Consider the following 21,789-nt stretch of genomic DNA (forward strand, 5'->3'; position numbering starts at 1 on the left):
AAGCAATCACAATGAATTAGGTAAAATTAGTAATGCAGTTCTCTAAGTTTGGCGAAAAGTTTAATCGATACTCTGGAATCACTCGTTTAATGGATGATTTGAATGATGGCCTGCGCACTCCTGGCGCTATCATGCTCGGTGGTGGCAACCCAGCCGCTATCCCAGCCATGCTCGATTACTTTAACCAAGCCAGTGCCGACATGCTCGCCAGTGGAGAACTCATCGCCACCCTCGCCAACTACGATGGTCCGCAGGGTAAAGACAGCTTCATCAAATCGTTAGCGGCAATGCTGAAAGAGACCTATGGTTGGGAGATCAGCGAGAAGAACATCAGCCTGACTAATGGCAGTCAAAGTGGCTTCTTCTACCTATTCAACCTGCTAGCAGGCCAACAGCCTGACGGTTCGCACAAGAAAATCCTACTGCCGATCGCACCGGAATACATCGGCTACGGCGACGCGGGTATTGATGACGATATCTTTATCTCTTACCACCCAGAGATTGAGCTGCTAGAAAACCGCCAGTTCAAATATCACGTCGATTTTGAACAACTAAAGGTTGATGACTCGGTCGCGGCTATCTGTGCATCTCGTCCAACCAACCCAACAGGCAACGTACTGACCGACGAAGAAGTACGTAAACTGGATAAACTGGCGCGTGAAAACAACATCCCACTGCTAATCGACAATGCTTACGGCCTGCCGTTTCCAAACATCATCTTTGAAGATGTCGAACCGTTCTGGAATGAAAATACCATTCTGTGCATGAGCCTTTCTAAGCTTGGTTTGCCGGGTGTGCGTTGCGGTATCGTGATTGCGAGTGAAGAAGTAACACAAGCATTGACCAACATGAATGGCATCATCAGCTTAGCGCCAAACAGCGTCGGCCCTGCGATTGCCAACCACATGATTGAAAAAGGTGATTTACTACGCTTGAGCAGTGAGGTGATCAAACCTTTCTACAAAGACAAATCGCTACGTGCAGTTGAACTGTTACAAGACGCTATCGACGACCCTCGCTTCCGTATTCACAAACCTGAAGGCGCTATCTTCTTATGGCTATGGTTTGATGAGTTGCCGATCACCACAATGGAATTGTACGACCGCCTTAAAGCTCGCGGCGTATTGATTGTTCCTGGTGAATACTTCTTTATCGGTCAAGAAGACGAGTGGGATCATGCTCACCAGTGCTTACGCATGAACTACGTACAAGATGATGAGGCGATGCAGAAAGGCATTGCTATCATTGCTGAAGAAGTGAAAAAGGCTTACAGCGAAAGCAAATAGAGATTCCCTACTCGGTCGTTCCTCCCTCTATGGAATGACACTGATAGGACAAACAAAAAGAGCACCTCATGAGGTGCTCTTTCACTTTTACTTCCCGATATTTTTTAGCTCTAAGGAGCTAACAGTAATTAACCTTCTAGTAGGCTATTACCATTGATAGCAATCTTACGTGGTTGCATCGCTTCTGGGATTTCGCGTTCTAGGTCGATGTGAAGAAGACCATTTTCCATGCTTGCGCCTACCACTTTTACGTAGTCTGCCAGTTGGAATTTACGCTCGAAATCGCGCTCTGCGATACCTTGGTATACGAAGGTTTTCTCTGCTTCTGCTTTACGCTCACCTTTCACAATTAGCATGTTCTCTTTCTGAGTCAGATCTAATTGGTCATCAGCAAAACCAGCGACTGCCATAGTAATACGGTAGTTATTCTCGTCTTTTTGCTCGATGTTGTATGGAGGGTAACCGCCAGAAGAGTTCTTCGATGTGTTCGCTTCCATCATGTTGAATAGACGATCGAAGCCGATTGCGTTGCGGTAAAGTGGAGTGAAATCTACAGTTCTCATAATGCTATCCTTTTATTAAGCAATAGTCTTAGCTGCGAATTTTACTTGGATCTAACCTGTGTGTGACCCAGTAAACAGCTAAGAGATTCAATTCGCATTCCTCGGGTTTCACCTCTATTGGCGACAACGCTGGGACATGGCAATGAATCAATTTTTAAGTTGTGTGCTGCCAAAGTTATCCTCTATTGAGCGATACTTCGTTAGCGGTAATGAAGGTTCTGTTTCTTCTCTTGTAGAGCAAGACAGTCATCCTCTTCACAAATAGATATATGGATTGAGCAAAATAGTTTCAAGGGGTTATTTTCAATTATTTTTGCAACTCAATATTTTTCAATACCTTACAAACATAAAAAAGCACCATCCAAAGGATAGTGCTTTTTTATGATTTTAGTTTTTTGAGACGAAGCTATTTGGCTTTAGTTCAAGGAAGAGGCGCGGAGCATACGAATGTATGTGAGCACCTCTGACACAGAAATTAAGCCAAAGAGCGAAGTATCAAAGAGACTAAACGTCTAGGTTTGCTACTTTCAGTGCATTCTCTTCGATGAAGTTACGACGAGGTTCAACTTGGTCACCCATTAGCGTCGTAAACAACAAATCAGCACCAACAGCGTCTTCAATTGTTACTTGCATCATACGGCGAGTTTCAGGATCCATCGTGGTTTCCCAAAGTTGATCAGGGTTCATCTCACCTAGACCTTTGTATCGCTGTAGGCTTAGACCACGACGAGACTCTTTCACTAACCAGTTCAGAGCATCAACGAAGCTAGAAACTTCTTGAGTACGCTCACCACGCTTAATGTAAGCGCCTTCTTCAATCAAGCCATCAAGAGCTTCAGAAAGATCCGCTAGCTTACCAAACTCTTTAGAGTTAATAAGATCGATGCTTAGTAGGTGTTCATGAGTCACACCATGAGTACGAACCACAATCTTAGGAACGCTTAAGCCTAGCTCTTCGTGTTTTTCAACTTCAAGGCTGTATTGGCTTGCACCTACTTCTTTCGCGTTTAGCTGTTCAACAAGCTGCTTACCCCAAGCTTCAACTGCCGCGTCATCATGACACTGCTCGGCCGTTAGACGAGGAACGTAAATCAGTTCGTGAACCAATGCGCGTGGGTAACGGCGGCTCATACGATCAACAAGCTTGATGCCTGCATTGTATTGCTGAACAAGCTTCTCTAAACCTTCACCTGCAAATGCTGGCGCTTCAGGGTTTACGTGCAGTTCTGCGTTGTCTAAAGCCAAAGATACTTGATACTGGTTCATCGCATCTTCATCTTTAATGTACTGCTCTTGCTTACCTTTCTTCACTTTGTAAAGTGGCGGTTGAGCAATGTAGATGTAGCCACGTTCAATCAGCTCTGGCATTTGACGGTAGAAGAACGTCAGTAGCAGGGTACGGATGTGAGAACCATCGACATCGGCATCGGTCATGATGATGATGTTGTGGTAACGCAGTTTATCTGGGTTGTATTCGTCACGACCAATACCACAACCAAGAGCGGTGATTAGCGTTGCTACTTCTTGAGAAGACAGCATTTTATCGAAACGTGCTTTCTCTACGTTAAGGATTTTACCTTTCAGCGGTAGGATTGCTTGGTTCTTACGGTTACGCCCCTGCTTAGCTGAACCGCCAGCAGAGTCTCCTTCCACAATATATAGTTCAGACAGTGCAGGATCTTTTTCCTGACAGTCAGCAAGCTTACCAGGAAGACCCGCTAAATCTAATGCGCCTTTACGACGAGTCATTTCACGAGCTTTACGCGCTGCATCACGAGCACGTGCTGCATCAATAATTTTAGAACAAACTGTTTTCGCTTCACCTGGGTTCTCAATAAGGAACTCAGACAACTTCTCACCCATTGTAGATTCAACGGCAGACTTCACTTCTGAAGAAACCAGCTTATCTTTAGTTTGGCTTGAGAACTTAGGATCAGGCACTTTAACAGAAACAATCGCCGTCAGACCTTCACGAGCATCATCACCAGAGGTCGCAGTCTTCGCTTTCTTAGAGAAGCCTTCCTTGTCCATGAAGCTGTTCAGAGTACGCGTTAGCGCCGCACGGAAACCTGCTAAGTGAGCACCACCATCGCGTTGAGGGATATTGTTGGTGAAACAGTAGATGTTTTCTTGGTAGCCGTCATTCCACTGCATCGCAACTTCAACGGTAATACCGTCTTCGCGCTCAGAGTTAAAGTGGAAGATTTTTTGGATGATTGGCGTTTTGTTAGTATTAAGGTGTTCAACAAACGCTTGGATACCGCCTTCGTATTCGAAGTGATCCATTTTGTCTTCTTCGCGCTCGTCAATTAGCTTAATTGATACACCTGAGTTCAAGAATGATAGCTCACGTAGACGCTTAGCTAAAATGTCGTAATGGAACTCGATGTTAGTGAAGGTTTCTTCACTCGGCCAGAAACGAATCTCTGTACCTGTTTTATCCGTGTCACCGATAACCGCTAGTGGCGCTTGAGGCTCACCGTGGCTGTAGGTTTGAGTGTGGATTTTGCCACCGCGGTGGATAGTAAGAGTAACTTGCTTAGAAAGTGCGTTAACTACTGAAACACCAACACCGTGCAGACCACCAGATACCTTGTACGAGTTATCATCGAACTTACCACCAGCGTGAAGAACCGTCATGATTACTTCGGCTGCAGATACGTTTTCTTCTGGGTGCAATTCTGTTGGAATACCACGGCCGTCATCGCTCACAGACACAGAACTATCTTCATGGATAGTTACAATGATGTCATTACAGTGACCAGCTAGCGCTTCATCAATAGAGTTATCTACCACCTCAAAAACCATGTGGTGCAGACCGGTACCATCATCCGTGTCGCCAATGTACATTCCAGGACGCTTACGTACCGCATCCAGACCCTTCAGTACTTTAATACTCGATGAATCGTAATTATCTGACATAGTTACTCTCTGACTAATTATCCTTGCTCTATTTTGCCATGTTCCACATGAAACATCCTGCTATTTTCGTCATGCATATCTGCAATCTGATCAGCGGTAATAGAGCTTACAAAAACTTGAGCCTGGGTCGCCTTTAAACACTCAGCAAGACGTGCTCGGCGTTGGCTATCTAATTCGGAAGCGAAGTCATCTATCAAATAGATGCACTGCTTACCTGTCATTTGAGTGAGGTGTTGCCCTTGTGCTACTCGTAGCGCGCACACCATCAACTTCAATTGACCTCGTGACAAGACATCTTCCACTGGAGTGCCGTTCACTTTTATCTTCAGATCCGCTTTGTTTGGCCCACTAAAGGTGTAACCAAGCTGCTGATCCCTTTCAAAATTCTTTTCTAATATATCGGCGTACGGGGTGTCTTTGTCCCAGCCACGATAGTAGTTAATCTTTATCTCAAACTCAGGAAGGAAGGTCGCACAGATTTCTTCGGCGACTTCTTTGAGCTGATCAACGTAGGTGGCACGCCACTGACTGATGCTTTCTGCTAAACGGGCCAATTCTTGGTCCCAATAGCTCAGCTCTCGATAGTGCGTTGCCGTTTTCAATAAGGCGTTTCGCTGCTTATTGAGGCGCTTTACCCTGCCCCACGCATCATAAAAGCCCGACTCACTGTGGAAGACTCCCCAATCAATGAATGCTCGGCGATGCTTAGGTCCATCGGTTAGTAAATCAAACCCTTCAGGGTGAATCAACTGCAAAGGTAAGACTTGAGCTAACTGAGCCAACTTTTGCCCAGTTTGACCGCTTATTTTAACCTCTGTCGTGCCATCGCGCTGCTTATTAATGCCAATTGGCAGCTCAAATTGATCCGAGGTCATAAAACGGCCATGTACAAACAGCTCACTACACTCGTTTTGTATGATACGACCGGTAAGTGAACTCTTGAATGAGCGACCATGTCCGAGCAGATACACCGCTTCAAGGACACTGGTTTTGCCGCTTCCGTTAGCCCCTATAAGAAAGTTAAAGCCTGATGACGGTTGAATGTCACAGGCTTCAATATTTCTAAACTGCTTAACGATTAAGCGCGATAAAGGCATAACGTCTTCATATTAATCTTCAATCACGACTCGGTAGGTCAACATAGGGCAGCTTATAAGCGAATTGGCATAACAACGTACATCGCGCTGTCATCTTGCGCGTTCTCGATAAGAGCACTCGCATTGGCGTCTGACATTGAGATGCGAACTTGTTCACAACGCAGTGTGTTCAGAACATCCAATACGTAGCTTACGTTGAAGCCAATCTCTAGCGCGTCACCGTCGAAGTTAACATCAAGCACTTCTTCCGCTTCTTCTTGCTCTGGGTTGTTCGCGGTAATACGCATCTCGCTATCCGCAAGGTTAACGCGAACACCACGGAATTTTTCATTCGATAGAATCGCAGCACGAGAAAATGCTGAACGTAATTCATCACAGCCAGCTTCAAGTGTCTTGGTGGTATTTTGCGGCATTACGCGGCGATAATCAGGGAAACGACCATCAACCAACTTAGAAGTGAAGACATAGTTGTTCACTTCAGCTCGCACGTTAGAGTTACCAATTTGCAGTGTTACTGGCTGTTCAGGTGCATCCAATAGCTTCACTAACTCTTGAACACCTTTACGAGGAACAATGATCTGCTTCTGAGCAAAATCCGCACCCAGTTGTGCTTGAGATACTGCCATACGGTGACCATCGGTCGCTACGCTGCGCAGGATAGAGCCTTCAATCTCAAACAACATACCGTTGAGGTAGTAACGAACATCTTGGTTCGCCATTGAGAATTGTGTTTTCTCGATAAGACCGCGAAGTTCAGCTTGTGTCACTGACACTTCAACTTCACTGCTCCAGTCTTCAATATTTGGAAAATCTGCCGCAGGTAATGTTGCTAAAGAGAAGCGGCTACGACCAGAGCGAACCTGAATACGGTCACCATCCAATACCACCGTGATCACTGAGTTATCTGGCAATCCACGGCAGATATCTAGGAATTTACGTGAAGGTACGGTAATGCTACCCGCTTCGAAATCACCTTCAAGCGTTACACGGCTGATCAGTTCAACTTCTAGATCCGTCGCTGTCATCGACAACACGTTATCTTCTACTTTAATCAGTAGGTTTCCTAGAATTGGAAGCGTTGGCCTGCCACCGAGTGCGCCAGATACTTGTTGTAATGGCTTAATCAGGTGACTACGTTCAATGGTAAATTTCATATCTTGCTCTTACGGTCTAAATGGCACTGCGTAATAGTACGTGGCCAAGATTCTGCTTATTAAGGTTAAGAATACTGTGTATTAAGAAGAAAGGGTACGAATCAAGTTCGAATAATCTTCTTTAATGTCGTGGCTCTCTTCACGCAGCTGAGCAATCTTACGACAAGCATGCAGTACCGTCGTGTGGTCACGACCACCGAATGCATCGCCAATCTCAGGCAAGCTGTGGTTTGTTAGCTCTTTCGCCAGTGCCATCGCCAATTGACGTGGACGAGCAACAGAACGAGAACGACGCTTAGACAATAGATCAGCGACTTTGATTTTGTAGTACTCGGCTACTGTCTTTTGAATGTTATCAATAGTGACCAGTTTTTCTTGCAGTGCAAGTAGGTCACGCAGTGCTTCACGCACGAAGTCGATCGTGATCGGGCGGCCAGTGAAGTTTGCATTCGCAATAACACGGTTCAATGCGCCTTCCAGTTCACGAACGTTAGAGCGTAGACGCTTGGCAATAAAGAACGCCACTTCATCCGCAAGGTGAATTTGGTGGTCTTCGGCTTTCTTCATCAAGATCGCAACACGTGTCTCAAGCTCTGGTGGCTCAATCGCTACCGTCAAACCCCAGCCGAAACGAGATTTAAGACGATCTTCTACCCCGTTGATCTCTTTTGGATAACGGTCAGACGTTAGGATGATCTGTTGATTGCCTTCAAGCAGCGCGTTAAAGGTATGGAAGAACTCTTCTTGAGAACGCTCTTTATTAGCAAAGAATTGGATGTCATCGATAAGCAATGCATCAACACTACGGTAGTAGCGCTTAAATTCTTCGATCGCGTTGTTTTGCAGAGCCTTTACCATATCCTGAACAAAACGCTCTGAGTGCATGTAAACCACTTTCGCATTCGGCTTATTATCAACAATGGCGTTACCCACCGCATGCAACAAGTGCGTTTTACCTAAACCAGTGCCGCCGTATAGGAACAACGGGTTGTAGGCTGTACCTGGGTTATCAGAAACCTGACGTGCCGCAGCCAAACCGAGTTGGTTCGACTTACCTTCAACAAAGTTATTGAACTTATGTTTTGGGTTCACGTTTGAGCGGTGATTCAAGTCAACCGCGACAGGCTCTTCATCACGCCAGATATTATGGACAGGTTTGCGAGCTTGTAATTGCGCAGGTGCTGATGACTCAGCGGCCACATCAGCTGCAGTGCGAGTCTGAGTTGGTGTCGGTGTCGCAGGCTTTGGTGCAATCACACGCTTGCTTCCCACTTCAAAATGAAGATGTGGGATATCGTTACCGCAATATTCTTGCAGCAGACGGTTAATGCTATTTAGATACTTATCACGAACCCAATCGAGTACGAAACGGTTCGGTGCAAATAGAGTTAGAGTATTGTCATTGAGTTCCGCTTGTAACGGACGAACCCACATACTGAATTCTGTAGCTGGTAACTCTTCTTGAAGCTGTTGCAAACACTGCAACCAAAGCGAAGATGACACGGTGCCCTCACTCTATTTAAAGTAATATGAAATGACCGCTAATTTTACCTGTTGATAAGTCAGATCACCAGCAATTGATCACAGATCCAGTGAATAAGATCCAAGTTATTCACAATAAATTTGTAATTTATCGGTGGATCCACACATCTTGCCCCTAATTTACTCACACAATGATCCACTTATGCCCGGATCCTTGCTAGTTATCCCCAAATCGGGAATTCAATCTGGTTATGGTTAATAACATCTGGTTATTTATTCTAGTGAGCATTTTCCCAGTAACATCCAAACCCATAAATATAAGGAGTTACCAAATGAATAACTGGATTAAGGCTGCAATTGCGGCTATCGCACTCTCTGCTGCTACTGTTCAAGCTGCGACTGAAGTTAAAGTCGGCATGTCTGGTCGCTATTTCCCGTTTACGTTCGTTAAACAAGACCAGCTACAGGGTTTTGAAGTGGATTTATGGGATGAGATCGGTAAGCGTAACGATTACAAGGTTGAATACGTAACGGCAAACTTCTCTGGTCTGTTTGGTCTTCTTGAAACGGGTCGCATCGATACCATTTCAAACCAAATTACAATGACGGATGCACGTAAAGCGAAATACCTATTCGCAGACCCATACGTAGTAGACGGCGCACAAATTACCGTTCGTAAAGGTAATGACAGCATTAAAGGCATCGAAGACCTTGATGGCAAGACGGTTGCGGTAAACCTAGGCTCAAACTTTGAACAACTGCTTCGCAGCTACGACAAAGATGGCAAGATCAATGTAAAAACCTACGATACAGGTATTGAACATGACGTGGCACTGGGTCGTGCCGATGCATTCGTAATGGATCGCCTATCAGCACTAGAGCTTATCAAGAAGACTGGTCTACCATTACAACTAGCAGGTCAGCCATTCGAAACAATTGAAAACGCTTGGCCTTTCGTCGACAACGATAACGGCAAAAAACTGCAAGCAGAAGTAAATGAAGCATTAGCAGCAATGCGCGCAGATGGTACGCTAGAAAGTATCTCTCAGAAATGGTTTGGTGCGGACATTACTCAGAAGTAATTACTCACTTTCTCCATTCAAGGCCCACTGCTTTATACAGCGGTGGGCTTTTTGCTTTTGTGCACTGATTAAAAAACCTGATACAACAGTACTTACATATAGAACAACACTGCCAATAAAAATACGAGATAGATTATGGGATTTGACTTTAATTACATGCTAGAGCTGTTGCCAATACTACTGAAGTATTTAGGCACCACGATGGAGATGGCGACCTGGGGCTTGTTCTTTGCTCTGATCCTGTCTCTGATACTGGCGAATATTCGTGTATTCAAAATCCCAGTGCTCGACCAACTGAGCCAGCTGTACATTAGCTTCTTCCGAGGCACACCACTGTTGGTGCAGCTGTTCCTCCTTTATTACGGCTTACCACAAGTCTTCCCGTGGATGGTTGGGTTGGATGCCTTCAGCGCCGCTGTGATTGGCTTAACCCTGCACTTTGCCGCGTATATGGCAGAAAGTATTCGTGCCGCGATTATCGGTATTGATCGCAGCCAGATGGAAGCCAGCCTTTCGGTCGGTATGACAACCAGCCAAGCTATGCGCCGAGTGATCTTACCGCAAGCAACTCGCGTGGCACTGCCGTCGTTGATGAACTACTTCATCGATATGATCAAGTCGACTTCACTTGCCTTCACCCTAGGTGTCGCCGAAATCATGGCTAAAGCTCAGATGGAGGCTTCTTCAAGTTTCCGCTTCTTCGAGGCTTTCTTAGCAGTCGCACTGATTTACTGGGGCGTGGTGGTTATCCTCACTCGTATTCAAATTTGGGCCGAAGTGAAACTGAATAAGGCATATGTACGATGATCAAATTACAAAGTATCCACAAGCAGTTTGGTGACACCGAAGTTTTGAAAGGGATCGACCTAGAAATCAAACAAGGTGAGATAATTGTCATCATAGGTTCAAGTGGTACGGGTAAATCTACCCTACTGCGTTGTGTGAATTTTCTAGAGCAAGCCGATCAAGGCACGATTTCGATTGATGATATCAAGGTTGATACTCAGAAACACACTAAGGCAGAGGTGCTTGCACTGCGTCGTAAGACCGGTTTTGTGTTCCAAAACTATGCACTGTTCGCTCACCAAACCGCGAGACAGAATATTGCTGAAGGTTTAATTACCGTTCGTGGTTGGAAAAAACAGCAAGCCCATGAAAAAGCACAACAAATACTTGATGATATTGGCTTAGGTGACAAAGGTGATAGCTACCCAGCCGCGCTCTCTGGTGGCCAGCAACAACGGGTGGGTATTGGCCGTGCAATGGCACTACAACCCGAGCTTTTACTGTTTGATGAGCCGACTTCAGCGCTCGATCCTGAGTGGGTTGGCGAAGTGCTTAACCTAATGAAAAAACTGGCAAATCAGCATCAAACCATGCTGGTGGTTACCCATGAAATGCAGTTCGCGAGAGAGGTCGCAGACCGAGTGATCTTCATGGCTGACGGTCATATTATCGAGCAGGGATCTCCACAGGATATTTTTGGTAATCCACAGGATCCTAAATTAAAAAAATTCTTAAATAAGGTTGGGATCGACTAAGGATCCTTGTGATTTTAGTTATTCTACGTATAATCCCCCGACCGGAATTTTAGTTAACCCAATCATTGACACTTTTTGTGACAGTGATTACAATTCCGCCTCTTTGTTGAGAGGCGTCGGTTTTCCTTTCTTATATAAAGAAGAGAAAAAATGCCCACGCCGGGTTTAACAAAAACCTAAAACTACTGATCAGTAAGGTAATTACAATGAAACGCACTTTTCAACCTACAGTTCTAAAGCGTAAGCGTACTCACGGTTTCCGTGCTCGCATGGCTACTAAGAACGGTCGCGCAACAATCAATGCACGTCGTGCAAAAGGCCGTAAGCGTCTTTCTAAGTAATCTTTGATTATTTTGAATAAGCTAGCCTTCGGTCGGGAGTTACGCTTGTTAACTCCCGAACATTATCAAAATGTCTTCAAGCAAGCTCATCGAGCTGGCTCCCCTCATTTCACCATCATTGCCCGAAATAACTCTCTTTCAAATCCTCGTCTTGGATTAGCCGTTCCGAAAAAGCAGATTAAAACCGCCGTGGGTCGTAACCGATTCAAGCGTCTTACTCGTGAAAGCTTTCGTAACACTCAACACAAACTTCCTAACAAAGATTTTGTTGTAATCGCTAAGAAGAGCGCGCAAGATTTAAGCAATGAAGAAATGTTCAAGCTACTCGACAAATTATGGCTTCGCCTGTCTCGCCCTTCGCGTGGATAGCGCTAATACCCATCTATTTTTATAGATGGTTTATTAGTCCACTCATCGGCCCACGCTGCCGATTTACTCCAACCTGCTCTTTATATGCGATAGAAGCGTTGAAAGCTCACGGTTTTGTAAAAGGGTGTTGGTTATCAGGCAAACGTCTATTAAAATGCCATCCTTTGAACGAAGGGGGCTTTGACCCCGTTCCACCAGTCCAAAAACAAGACAGAGATAAATAACGATGGATTCTCAACGTAATATCCTGTTAATCGCATTGGCTTTGGTTTCTTTCCTACTGTTCCAACAATGGAACGTAGCTCAGAATCCAGCACCACAAGCGGTTGAGCAGGCACAATCTGGCAGCACCCTACCAGCGCCATCTTATGCAGATGATCTAGACCCGGCTCCTGGTCAAGTTGCTTCTTCTGCTAAAACTATCACAGTAACAACTGATGTACTGACTCTGTCAATTGATACGGTTGGTGGTGATGTCGTTAAAGCAAACCTAAACGATTACTCTGCTGAGTTCGATTCTGAAGATACGTTTGTTCTTCTTAAAAACGAACCAGGTCACCAATTTATCGCACAAAGCGGTCTAGTGGGTCCTCAAGGTATCGATTTAAGCAGCACAAACCGCCCAAGCTACACAGTTTCAGCAGACAGCTTCACGCTTGCTGATGGTCAGGATGAACTACGCATCCCGATGACTTACCAAGCGAACGGCCTTGATTACACGAAAACATTCATCCTTAAGCGTGGCAGCTACGCAATGGATGTTGAATACGATGTAGTCAACAACTCTGGTAACAACGCGACATTCGGCATGTACGCTCACCTGCGTCAGAACGTAATGGATGACGGCGGTAGCCTAACAATGCCAACTTACCGTGGTGGTGCTTACTCTACGGAAGATACGCGTTACAAAAAATACAGCTTCGACGACATGCAAGATCGCAACCTGTCTCTTAACCTAGCAAACGGTCAAGGTTGGGCAGCGATGATTCAGCACTACTTTGCAAGTGCATGGATCCCACGCGACGAAGCAGGCAGCAACCTTTACACTCGTGTAATTGGTAACCTTGGCGACATCGGTGTTCGCATGCCGAACAAAACCATCGCTACTGGCGACGAAGCAAACTTCAAAGCAACGCTTTGGGTTGGTCCTAAACTTCAAGACCAAATGGCTGCTGTTGCACCTAACCTAGACCTAGTAGTTGACTACGGTTGGTTATGGTTCATTGCTAAACCACTTCATACTCTGCTTTCGTTCATTCAAGGCATCGTTGTGAACTGGGGTCTGGCAATCATCTGTCTAACTTTCATCGTTCGTGGTGCTATGTACCCACTAACGAAAGCTCAGTACACGTCTATGGCGAAAATGCGTATGCTTCAGCCTAAGCTGACTGCAATGCGTGAGCGTATCGGCGACGACCGTCAACGCATGAGCCAAGAAATGATGGAGCTTTACAAGAAAGAGAAAGTAAACCCACTAGGTGGCTGTTTACCTATCCTTCTGCAAATGCCTATCTTCATTTCGCTATACTGGGCACTAATGGAGTCTGTTGAACTGCGTCACTCACCGTTCTTCGGTTGGATTACTGACCTTTCAGCACAAGACCCATACTACATCTTGCCACTTCTGATGGGTGCTTCAATGTTCCTAATCCAGAAGATGAGCCCGACAACTGTAACGGATCCAATGCAGCAGAAGATCATGACCTTTATGCCGGTTATGTTCACATTCTTCTTCCTGTTCTTCCCTTCAGGTCTGGTTCTATACTGGCTAGTATCGAACATCGTAACTCTGATTCAGCAAACGCTTATCTACCGCGCGCTGGAAAAGAAAGGCTTACATTCTAAGTAAGTTCGATAATAGAAAGAGACAAAGAAAGGCGACCAAAAGGTCGCCTTTTTGTTTTTAGCTGATTACAATTCAGCTAATTGATTAATCGTGAGCGCCCCTTTTTGGCTTTCACATGCTAGCAGGCACAACTATGACTACAGATACGATTGTTGCTCAAGCGACTGCACCCGGCCGTGGCGGCGTCGGTATTATTCGCGTTTCAGGCCCACAAGTAGCCCAAGTTGCGCTTGAAGTTACCGGCAAAGTACTGAAACCACGTTACGCTGAGTACACCCCTTTTAAATCTCACGATGGTTTAGAGCTAGACCAAGGCATCGCGCTTTACTTTCCTAACCCGCACTCGTTTACCGGTGAAGACGTTTTAGAGCTGCAAGGCCACGGTGGTCCTGTGGTAATGGATATGCTCATCAAGCGCATCCTCGCTATTCCAGGGCTACGCGCAGCACGCCCAGGTGAGTTCTCGGAGCGTGCCTTCTTGAACGACAAGATGGATTTAACCCAAGCAGAAGCGATTGCTGACCTCATTGATGCCAGTTCAGAAGAAGCGGCGAAATCAGCTCTGCAATCGTTGCAAGGTGAGTTCTCGAAACGCATTAATACGCTGGTGGACTCTCTGATTCACTTACGCATCTATGTTGAAGCCGCTATCGACTTCCCAGAAGAAGAGATTGATTTCCTTGCTGACGGTAAAGTAAGTGCTGACTTACAAGCTATCATCGACAACCTCGAAGCGGTTCGCCAAGAAGCCAATCAAGGTGCCATCATGCGTGAAGGTATGAAGGTGGTGATTGCAGGTCGTCCTAATGCCGGTAAGTCGAGCTTACTGAATGCATTATCGGGTAAAGACTCCGCGATTGTGACTGATATTGCAGGTACAACCCGTGATGTACTTCGTGAACATATCCATATTGATGGTATGCCACTGCACATTATTGATACCGCAGGCCTGCGTGAAGCCTCGGATGAAGTCGAAAAAATCGGTATTGAACGCGCTTGGGAAGAAATTGCTCAAGCCGATCGCGTTTTATTTATGGTCGATGGCACCACTACCGATGCAACCGACCCGAAAGATATCTGGCCAGATTTCGTTGATCGTCTGCCGAATAACATCGGAATGACCGTGATTCGTAACAAAGCCGATCAAACCGGTGAAGATCTCGGGATTTGCCATGTTAATGATCCAACTCTGATTCGACTATCAGCAAAGACGGGACAAGGCGTTGATGCACTACGTAATCACTTAAAAGATTGCATGGGCTTTGCTGGTGGCAATGAAGGTGGCTTCATGGCACGTCGTCGCCACTTAGATGCCCTAGAACGCGCATCTGAGCATCTAGATATTGGCCAGCAACAGCTCGAAGGCTATATGGCAGGGGAAATCTTGGCAGAAGAACTGCGTATAACGCAGCAACACCTTAACGAGATTACTGGTGAATTCAGTTCCGATGACCTACTCGGCCGTATCTTCACCTCTTTCTGTATTGGTAAATAACCTTTAAAGGCCGGCTCATGCTGGCCTTTTTCTTTAGTAAGGACAGCTTAATGATCCACATTATTACAGGCAGCACCTTAGGTGGTGCAGAGTACGTTGGCGATCACCTTAATGATCTTCTTGAAGAGCAAGGCCACGAGATCACCCTTCATAATCAGCCTGAATTCGATGATATTCCCCAACAAGGCTTTTGGTTGCTGGTGACTTCAACTCATGGTGCGGGTGAATTTCCAGATAATATTAAGCCGTTTATCGACGCATTGACCCAGCAATCTCCAGATTTAAGCCCGGTTCGCTTTGCTGTCGTGGCGCTTGGTGATTCGAGTTACGATACCTTCTGTTTGGCGGGAAAATCAGTCCACAGCCAGATGAAAGAGCTCGGTGCTCAGCCTATTTCTGACTGTTTTACCATCGATGTATTGGAAACTCCGGTACCAGAAGACGCAGCAGAAGCTTGGTTCAACGATCATAGCGAACAGTTTTAACCTCTCTCCTCTCTCAAAAAGCGGCTTATGCCGCTTTTTTTGTCTCTGAACATCGTGATTGTGAATAACTTTTTTTCAAAAACATCGAAAATTAGCGATCTATTTTCAATTTCTGCTGTGGATAAGATCATACATATACGGTGATTAACCTATAGTTATCCAAATAACAAGTTTCAGGCTAATTTCCTCCTGTGAATAAGTAGCCATTTTGATCCCAGCTAATCCTCATCCTGATCAAAGTTAGATCACATCATTTGATCCAAAAAAGATCCATGATCTCGTTGATCATTTTCGACTTATCCACAGATACCCTCGATCCTAATAATAGATCTAATAAAAGATCTCCTTAAAGATCTTATCTATATTAATTAAAAACAGCTTTTTCGAAAAATCCCAAAAACGTTTTCTCAGGCTATGAAAACAGGTAGAATATCGCTCCTTTTTATCAATCTAGAAAACGTTTGAATACCTGAGGTCGGTTCATGCTTTATCACGAAAAATTTGACGTCATCGTTGTTGGTGGTGGCCATGCAGGAACGGAAGCCGCACTCGCATCTGCACGTACTGGTCAAAGTACGTTATTACTTACTCATAATATCGATACACTAGGACAAATGTCTTGTAACCCAGCCATTGGCGGGATCGGTAAGGGCCACTTGGTAAAAGAGGTCGATGCAATGGGTGGATTAATGGCGCAAGCTATTGATCATGCAGGTATTCAGTTCAGAACATTGAACGCATCAAAAGGCCCTGCGGTTCGTGCTACTCGTGCACAAGCTGACCGCGCACTGTACAAAGCCTTTGTTCGTAACGTTCTTGAAAACACGCCAAACCTGACTTTGTTCCAACAGTCGGTTGATGACTTGATCGTTGAACAGGATCAAGTGGTAGGTGTGGTAACGCAGATGGGCCTTAAGTTCCGCGCAAGCGCTGTGGTTCTGACTGTGGGCACATTCCTAGGCGGCAAGATCCATATTGGTATGGAAAGTTCTTCAGGTGGCCGTGCTGGTGATCCACCATCGATCGCACTGGCTGACCGTCTTCGTGATCTTCCATTCCGAGTTGATCGCCTGAAAACAGGTACTCCTCCTCGTATCGATGCGCGTAGCGTTGATTTTTCTGAGCTTGAGGTTCAGCACGGTGATAACCCGACGCCTGTTTTCTCGTTCATGGGCAGCCGAGCTCAACAACCTCGTCAAATTCCATGTTACATCACGCATACCAATGAAAATACGCATGACGTAATTCGTGCCAACCTTGATCGCAGCCCTATGTACGCGGGTGTGATTGAAGGCATTGGCCCTCGTTACTGCCCTTCGATTGAAGACAAAGTAATGCGTTTTGCTGACAAGAACAGTCACCAAATTTTTATTGAGCCAGAAGGTCTAACGACTCACGAACTATACCCGAATGGTATCTCTACCAGTCTGCCGTTTGATGTACAGGTTCAAATTGTTCGTTCGATGAAGGGCTTTGAAAATGCTCATATCGTTCGCCCTGGCTATGCGATTGAGTACGATTTCTTTGATCCTCGCGACCTTAAGCTGACTTACGAAACTAAGTTTATCAAAGGTCTATTCTTTGCGGGTCAAATCAACGGTACCACTGGCTATGAAGAAGCGGCTGCACAAGGCTTGATGGCCGGTCTGAATGCAAGTTTGTTTACTCAAGGCAAAGAAGGCTGGAGTCCACGTCGTGACCAAGCTTACATGGGCGTGCTTATCGACGACCTATCTACCATGGGTACCAAAGAACCTTACCGCATGTTTACGTCTCGCGCGGAATACCGTCTGCTGCTTCGTGAAGACAACGCCGATATCCGCTTGACTGAAAAGTCGCGTGAACTTGGCCTTGTTGATGACGCTCGTTGGGCTCGTTTCAACGAGAAGATGGAAAACATGGAGAAGGAGCGTCAACGTCTGAAAGAGACTTGGATTAATCCAAAATCTGAAGATATTGATCAACTGAACCAAATTCTGAAAACACCAATGTCTCGTGAAGCGAGCGGTGAAGATCTTCTTCGTCGCCCTGAAATGACTTATTCACAGTTAACCGCATTGGATCGTTTTGGTCCTGCACTGGAAGATCAACAAGCGTCTGAGCAAGTTGAGATCCAAGTGAAGTACGATGGTTACATTCAGCGTCAACAAGACGAAATTGAAAAATCACTGCGTCATGAAAACACCAAACTGCCTGCTGATATCGATTACAGCAAGGTAAAAGGACTTTCTAACGAAGTGGTTCTTAAACTAACGACAGCTAAGCCTGACTCAATTGGTATTGCTTCGCGAATTTCAGGTATCACACCTGCAGCAATCTCAATTCTGTTGGTTTACTTGAAAAAACACGGCCTGTTGAAAAAAGGTGAGGAAGCATAATGAGCGCATTACGCGAAAAACTGGATCACCTTATTGGCCAGACTGAACTTGAAGTATCTGAAAAACAACGTGGCCAGTTGGTTGGCTACGTTGAGTTACTGAACAAGTGGAACAAAGCTTATAACCTAACATCAGTTCGTGACCCACAAGAAATGATGGTGAAACATATCTTAGATAGCATCATTGTTAGCACTCACTTACAAGGTAAGCGCTTTATCGATGTGGGTACGGGGCCTGGTCTTCCTGGGATTCCGCTCTCAATCATGAATCCAGACTGCGAGTTTTACTTGCTAGACAGCCTAGGTAAGCGTATTCGTTTTATCAAACAGGTGATTCATGAGCTGGGTATCGACAACGTGGTACCGGTTCAAAGTCGCGTTGAAGAATTTCAACCAGAAGAAAAGTTTGATGCAGTGCTCAGTCGTGCATTTGCGTCAATGACAGACATGGTAGAGTGGTGTCACCATTTACCTAAAGAGCAATCCGGTGTATTTTTGGCTCTTAAGGGACAACATCCTAGAGACGAAATCGACCTGTTACCTGAATGGTGTTCAGTGACAGACATTAAAGCTTTGCAAGTGCCAGAGCTTGATGGAGAGCGTCATCTAGTTACTTTATCGCGTCAGGGATAATCAGCGAGGCCATAGTGGGTAGAATCGTAGCAATTGCCAACCAGAAGGGTGGCGTAGGAAAAACAACAACTTGCATTAATTTAGCAGCATCAATGGCGGCAACAAAACGCAAGATATTGGTTGTTGACCTCGATCCTCAAGGTAATGCCACTATGGCGAGCGGTGTCGACAAGTATCAAGTTGAAGCAACAGCTTACGATTTGTTGGTTGAAGACACCCCATTTGATGAGGTGGTTTGCCGGAGTACATCTGGCAATTATGACCTCATCGCCGCGAACGGTGATGTTACTGCGGCAGAAATCAAGCTGATGGAAGTGTTTGCTCGTGAAGTTCGTTTAAAAAATGCACTCGAACCTATTCGCAATAACTATGATTTCATCTTTATTGATTGTCCGCCCTCATTAAATCTTCTTACAATCAACGCGATGGCTGCGGCCGACTCCGTATTGGTTCCTATGCAATGTGAATACTTTGCTTTGGAAGGTTTGACTGCATTGATGGATACCATCAGTAAGCTAGCGGCTGTTGTAAACGAGAATCTTAAGATCGAAGGTCTTCTGCGTACTATGTACGATCCTCGCAACCGCTTATCGAACGAAGTATCTGATCAACTCAAAAAACACTTTGGTAGCAAAGTCTACCGAACTGTGATCCCTAGAAATGTGCGTCTGGCAGAAGCCCCGAGTCACGGCAAGCCAGCAATGTACTACGACAAATATTCCGCAGGAGCTAAGGCTTACCTTGCTCTTGCTGGCGAAATGTTGCGTCGTGAAGAAGTCCCAGTATAGGTCCAACCAAAGGAATTCGCTCAATGTCTAAGCGTGGTTTAGGAAAAGGGCTAGATGCATTGCTTGCAACTAGCTCATTGGCTCGTGAAAAACAGCAAGTTGCTTCTCATAGTCAGGCGTTGTCGGCTGATGGTGAGCTTATTGAACTGGCTGTTGGTTGCTTGAAGCCTGGTGTATATCAACCGCGTAAGGATATTGCGCCTGAAGCGCTAGAAGAGCTGGCAGCATCAATTCAATCTCAAGGCATTATCCAACCGATCGTAGTTCGCCCATTGGCGCACGACCAGTTCGAGATTATTGCTGGTGAACGTCGTTGGAGAGCGGCTCGTCAAGCTGGCCTTAAACAAGTGCCATGTTTGGTCAAGAGAGTCGAAGACAAAGCCGCTATCGCGATGGCGTTGATTGAGAATATTCAGCGTGAAGATCTGAATGTTATCGAAGAAGCACAAGCGCTAGAGCGACTACAGAACGAATTTGAGCTGACACACCAACAAGTCGCTGATGTAATCGGTAAATCGAGAGCTACGGTGAGTAACTTATTACGTCTAAATCAGCTCGAAAATGAAGTAAAAGGTTTAGTTTCCAATAAACAACTGGAAATGGGGCATGCTCGAGCACTGCTTGCGCTTGAAGGTGATACCCAGGTTGAAGCAGCAAACACTGCGGCAACCAAAAAAATGACCGTGCGTCAAACTGAGCAACTTGTCAAAAAGTGCTTAAAACCAGACGTTGAAGGTGAATCGAAGCCTGAAGACACAGAAGCTATCGAACTTTCACGAAGACTCACGGAAAAATTGCAAGCAAACGTTTCAGTTACTCGTTCTGTTAGCGGTAAGTCAAAAGTGACAATTACTCTTGATGAGCCTCACAAATTAGAGCAACTTATTGCTAAACTAGAGTACTAAATGAGATAATTGATTTAGGTCAATTATGTAATAAACAAGTAATTTCGTACAAAAGTTGTAGGTTTGTATGCAAAAATGTAAATGATTGCTGCGTTGTTATTGCAATCAATTTGGCTGAACGTATAATTTTCGCCAATTTCTCAGCACGCTTTTAAGCGAGTAGTAAAGAAGGCTTAAAAGAGGAACGAATACATGGTAGCGGCGTTAGCAAGACCAGGACGAGTGCTTGCAAAGCAAATGTTATTGATCGAGCTTAGCGCGGTTATATTAGTGGCGATAGGGTTAGGTTTAGCTGTTAATCCTGATTGGGGTTTTGCTGCATTAATCGGTGGCGGTATTTTTGTCATCGCAAATGCAGTTTTTTGTGTGTGTGCTTTCCTATTTAGTGGAGCTCGCGCAACTAAGTTAGTTGCGGCGTCGTTTTATGCAGGCGAAGCGCTAAAAATCCTTATCACAGTTCTACTATTCTCTATTGTCTACATGTATATGCAGGTGGAATTAGTTCCCCTCAAACTGACCTATTTACTGGTTCTAGGTATTAATATCTTTGCGCCAGTGCTTTTCATTAACAATAAAAAATAGGATGAGTTATGGCTGCGCCAACAGCATCCGGATACATTGAGCACCACTTACAAAACCTTTCTTTAGCTAAGTTTGGTCTTGTAGAGGAGACAAGTTTCTGGAACGTACATATAGACAGTCTGTTTTTTTCGGTGTTGACAGGGATGTTATTCCTTTGGGTTTTTCGCTCAGTCGCTAAGAAAGCAACAGTAGGTGTACCTGGTAAGCTTCAGTGTTTTGTTGAAATGGTAGTTGAATTCGTTGATGGCAACGTTAAAGACACTTTCCATGGCCGCAACCCTCTGATTGCTCCATTAGCACTGACTATATTCTGCTGGATTATTTTAATGAACTTGATGGACTTAGTGCCTATCGATTTCTTACCATATCCTGCGGAGCATTGGCTAGGTATCCCTTATTTGAAAGTGGTTCCTTCAGCTGATGTTAATATAACCATGTCAATGGCCTTAGGTGTTTTTGCTCTGATGATCTACTACAGCATCAAAGTAAAAGGCTTAGGTGGATTCGCCAAAGAACTTGCTTTACATCCATTTAATCACCCAATCATGATCCCGTTTAACCTACTGATTGAAGTGGTATCGCTACTCGCGAAGCCTCTATCACTTGGTATGCGTCTATTCGGTAACATGTTCGCAGGTGAGGTTGTATTCATTCTTTGTGCGGCAATGCTACCGTGGTATTTACAATGGGTAGGCTCTCTACCTTGGGCTATCTTCCATATCTTGGTTATTTTGATTCAAGCATTTGTTTTCATGATGTTAACAATTGTTTATTTATCAATGGCCCATGAAGATGGCGATCACTAAAAATTTTTAAGTTTTATTCTAACTATTAATGTTAA

General features: G+C 45.1%; 22 protein-coding genes. 17 read left to right on the forward strand and 5 right to left on the reverse strand.

The features are described from left to right. The first annotated feature begins 32 nt into the window (after positions 1-32). A complete protein-coding gene (locus tag AB6F11_RS09435; protein ID WP_102393471.1) occupies positions 33-1,286 on the forward strand; it encodes a valine--pyruvate transaminase in 1,254 nt (417 codons plus the stop codon). 128 nt (positions 1,287-1,414) lie between these two features. On the opposite strand, the gene AB6F11_RS09440 is transcribed toward AB6F11_RS09435, so the two are convergent. Next, positions 1,415-1,849: an Hsp20 family protein gene (locus AB6F11_RS09440; protein WP_009848140.1), complete on the reverse strand. Its 435-nt coding sequence runs from the start codon at positions 1,847-1,849 to the stop codon at positions 1,415-1,417. Positions 1,850-1,991: 142 nt separating this feature from the next. Between AB6F11_RS09440 and AB6F11_RS09445 the strand changes: the two genes are divergently transcribed. Beyond that, entirely contained in the window at positions 1,992-2,114 is a 123-nt protein-coding gene (locus AB6F11_RS09445) for a hypothetical protein (RefSeq protein ID WP_267869012.1), read from the forward strand. Between the two features lie 239 nt (positions 2,115-2,353). Here the strand turns inward: AB6F11_RS09445 and gyrB are convergent, their stop codons facing one another. The 4 genes from gyrB to dnaA form a co-directional block, all read right to left on the reverse strand. Beyond that, positions 2,354-4,771, reverse strand: coding sequence for a DNA topoisomerase (ATP-hydrolyzing) subunit B (gyrB, locus tag AB6F11_RS09450; RefSeq protein WP_017058811.1), 2,418 nt, complete (start codon positions 4,769-4,771; stop codon positions 2,354-2,356). A 17-nt stretch (positions 4,772-4,788) separates the two neighbouring features. Then, positions 4,789-5,868, reverse strand: a complete 1,080-nt coding sequence (gene recF, locus AB6F11_RS09455; RefSeq protein WP_017058810.1) for a DNA replication/repair protein RecF — start codon at positions 5,866-5,868, stop codon at positions 4,789-4,791. Positions 5,869-5,921: 53 nt separating this feature from the next. Further along, positions 5,922-7,022 carry a DNA polymerase III subunit beta gene (dnaN, locus tag AB6F11_RS09460; RefSeq protein WP_017058809.1) on the reverse strand — a complete coding sequence of 367 codons (1,101 nt, stop codon included), beginning with the start codon at positions 7,020-7,022 and terminating at the stop codon, positions 5,922-5,924. 81 nt (positions 7,023-7,103) lie between these two features. After that, positions 7,104-8,525: a chromosomal replication initiator protein DnaA gene (gene dnaA / locus AB6F11_RS09465; RefSeq protein ID WP_017058808.1), complete on the reverse strand. Its 1,422-nt coding sequence runs from the start codon at positions 8,523-8,525 to the stop codon at positions 7,104-7,106. 311 nt (positions 8,526-8,836) lie between these two features. Between dnaA and AB6F11_RS09470 the strand changes: the two genes are divergently transcribed. From AB6F11_RS09470 to atpB, 15 genes are all read left to right on the forward strand, one after another. Next, positions 8,837-9,586: an amino acid ABC transporter substrate-binding protein gene (locus AB6F11_RS09470; protein WP_009848135.1), complete on the forward strand. Its 750-nt coding sequence runs from the start codon at positions 8,837-8,839 to the stop codon at positions 9,584-9,586. A 135-nt stretch (positions 9,587-9,721) separates the two neighbouring features. Then, positions 9,722-10,393 (forward strand): amino acid ABC transporter permease, encoded by a 672-nt coding sequence (locus AB6F11_RS09475; RefSeq protein ID WP_009848134.1) that lies wholly within the window; start codon positions 9,722-9,724, stop codon positions 10,391-10,393. Continuing rightward, the gene (locus tag AB6F11_RS09480; protein WP_017063027.1) at positions 10,390-11,127 is read left to right on the forward strand and encodes an amino acid ABC transporter ATP-binding protein; all 738 of its coding nucleotides are present in this window, start codon (positions 10,390-10,392) and stop codon (positions 11,125-11,127) included. The genes AB6F11_RS09475 and AB6F11_RS09480 overlap by 4 nt, the downstream gene beginning before the upstream one ends. Positions 11,128-11,333: 206 nt before the next feature. Beyond that, positions 11,334-11,468 carry a 50S ribosomal protein L34 gene (gene rpmH / locus AB6F11_RS09485; protein WP_004735800.1) on the forward strand — a complete coding sequence of 45 codons (135 nt, stop codon included), beginning with the start codon at positions 11,334-11,336 and terminating at the stop codon, positions 11,466-11,468. 45 nt (positions 11,469-11,513) lie between these two features. Beyond that, positions 11,514-11,837, forward strand: coding sequence for a ribonuclease P protein component (rnpA, locus tag AB6F11_RS09490; RefSeq protein ID WP_017055478.1), 324 nt, complete (start codon positions 11,514-11,516; stop codon positions 11,835-11,837). Next, complete coding sequence (gene yidD, locus AB6F11_RS09495; RefSeq protein WP_004735802.1) at positions 11,804-12,061, forward strand: membrane protein insertion efficiency factor YidD; 258 nt, start codon at positions 11,804-11,806, stop codon at positions 12,059-12,061. Before rnpA ends, yidD begins: the two co-directional genes overlap by 34 nt. A 2-nt stretch (positions 12,062-12,063) precedes the next feature. Next, positions 12,064-13,686 carry a membrane protein insertase YidC gene (gene yidC, locus AB6F11_RS09500; protein WP_017058806.1) on the forward strand — a complete coding sequence of 541 codons (1,623 nt, stop codon included), beginning with the start codon at positions 12,064-12,066 and terminating at the stop codon, positions 13,684-13,686. A gap of 130 nt (positions 13,687-13,816) precedes the next feature. Next, positions 13,817-15,178 (forward strand): tRNA uridine-5-carboxymethylaminomethyl(34) synthesis GTPase MnmE, encoded by a 1,362-nt coding sequence (gene mnmE / locus AB6F11_RS09505; RefSeq protein ID WP_102393486.1) that lies wholly within the window; start codon positions 13,817-13,819, stop codon positions 15,176-15,178. Positions 15,179-15,228: 50 nt separating this feature from the next. Beyond that, positions 15,229-15,663, forward strand: coding sequence for an FMN-binding protein MioC (gene mioC, locus AB6F11_RS09510; protein WP_102393472.1), 435 nt, complete (start codon positions 15,229-15,231; stop codon positions 15,661-15,663). Between the two features lie 482 nt (positions 15,664-16,145). Then, complete coding sequence (gene mnmG, locus AB6F11_RS09515; RefSeq protein WP_017058802.1) at positions 16,146-18,041, forward strand: tRNA uridine-5-carboxymethylaminomethyl(34) synthesis enzyme MnmG; 1,896 nt, start codon at positions 16,146-16,148, stop codon at positions 18,039-18,041. Further along, the gene (rsmG, locus tag AB6F11_RS09520) at positions 18,041-18,673 is read left to right on the forward strand and encodes a 16S rRNA (guanine(527)-N(7))-methyltransferase RsmG (RefSeq protein ID WP_017058801.1); all 633 of its coding nucleotides are present in this window, start codon (positions 18,041-18,043) and stop codon (positions 18,671-18,673) included. The genes mnmG and rsmG overlap by 1 nt, the downstream gene beginning before the upstream one ends. 14 nt (positions 18,674-18,687) lie before the next feature. After that, positions 18,688-19,461, forward strand: coding sequence for a ParA family protein (locus AB6F11_RS09525; RefSeq protein WP_029235097.1), 774 nt, complete (start codon positions 18,688-18,690; stop codon positions 19,459-19,461). A gap of 23 nt (positions 19,462-19,484) precedes the next feature. Then, positions 19,485-20,366 (forward strand): ParB/RepB/Spo0J family partition protein, encoded by an 882-nt coding sequence (locus AB6F11_RS09530; RefSeq protein ID WP_017058799.1) that lies wholly within the window; start codon positions 19,485-19,487, stop codon positions 20,364-20,366. 192 nt (positions 20,367-20,558) lie between these two features. Then, positions 20,559-20,948, forward strand: a complete 390-nt coding sequence (locus tag AB6F11_RS09535) for a F0F1 ATP synthase subunit I (protein WP_017058798.1) — start codon at positions 20,559-20,561, stop codon at positions 20,946-20,948. An 8-nt stretch (positions 20,949-20,956) separates the two neighbouring features. Next, positions 20,957-21,754, forward strand: a complete 798-nt coding sequence (gene atpB / locus AB6F11_RS09540) for a F0F1 ATP synthase subunit A (RefSeq protein WP_017058797.1) — start codon at positions 20,957-20,959, stop codon at positions 21,752-21,754. Positions 21,755-21,789 lie beyond the last annotated feature (35 nt).

This window comes from Vibrio sp. 10N.247.311.14, assembly GCF_041467715.1.
GTDB lineage: Bacteria > Pseudomonadota > Gammaproteobacteria > Enterobacterales > Vibrionaceae > Vibrio > Vibrio crassostreae_C.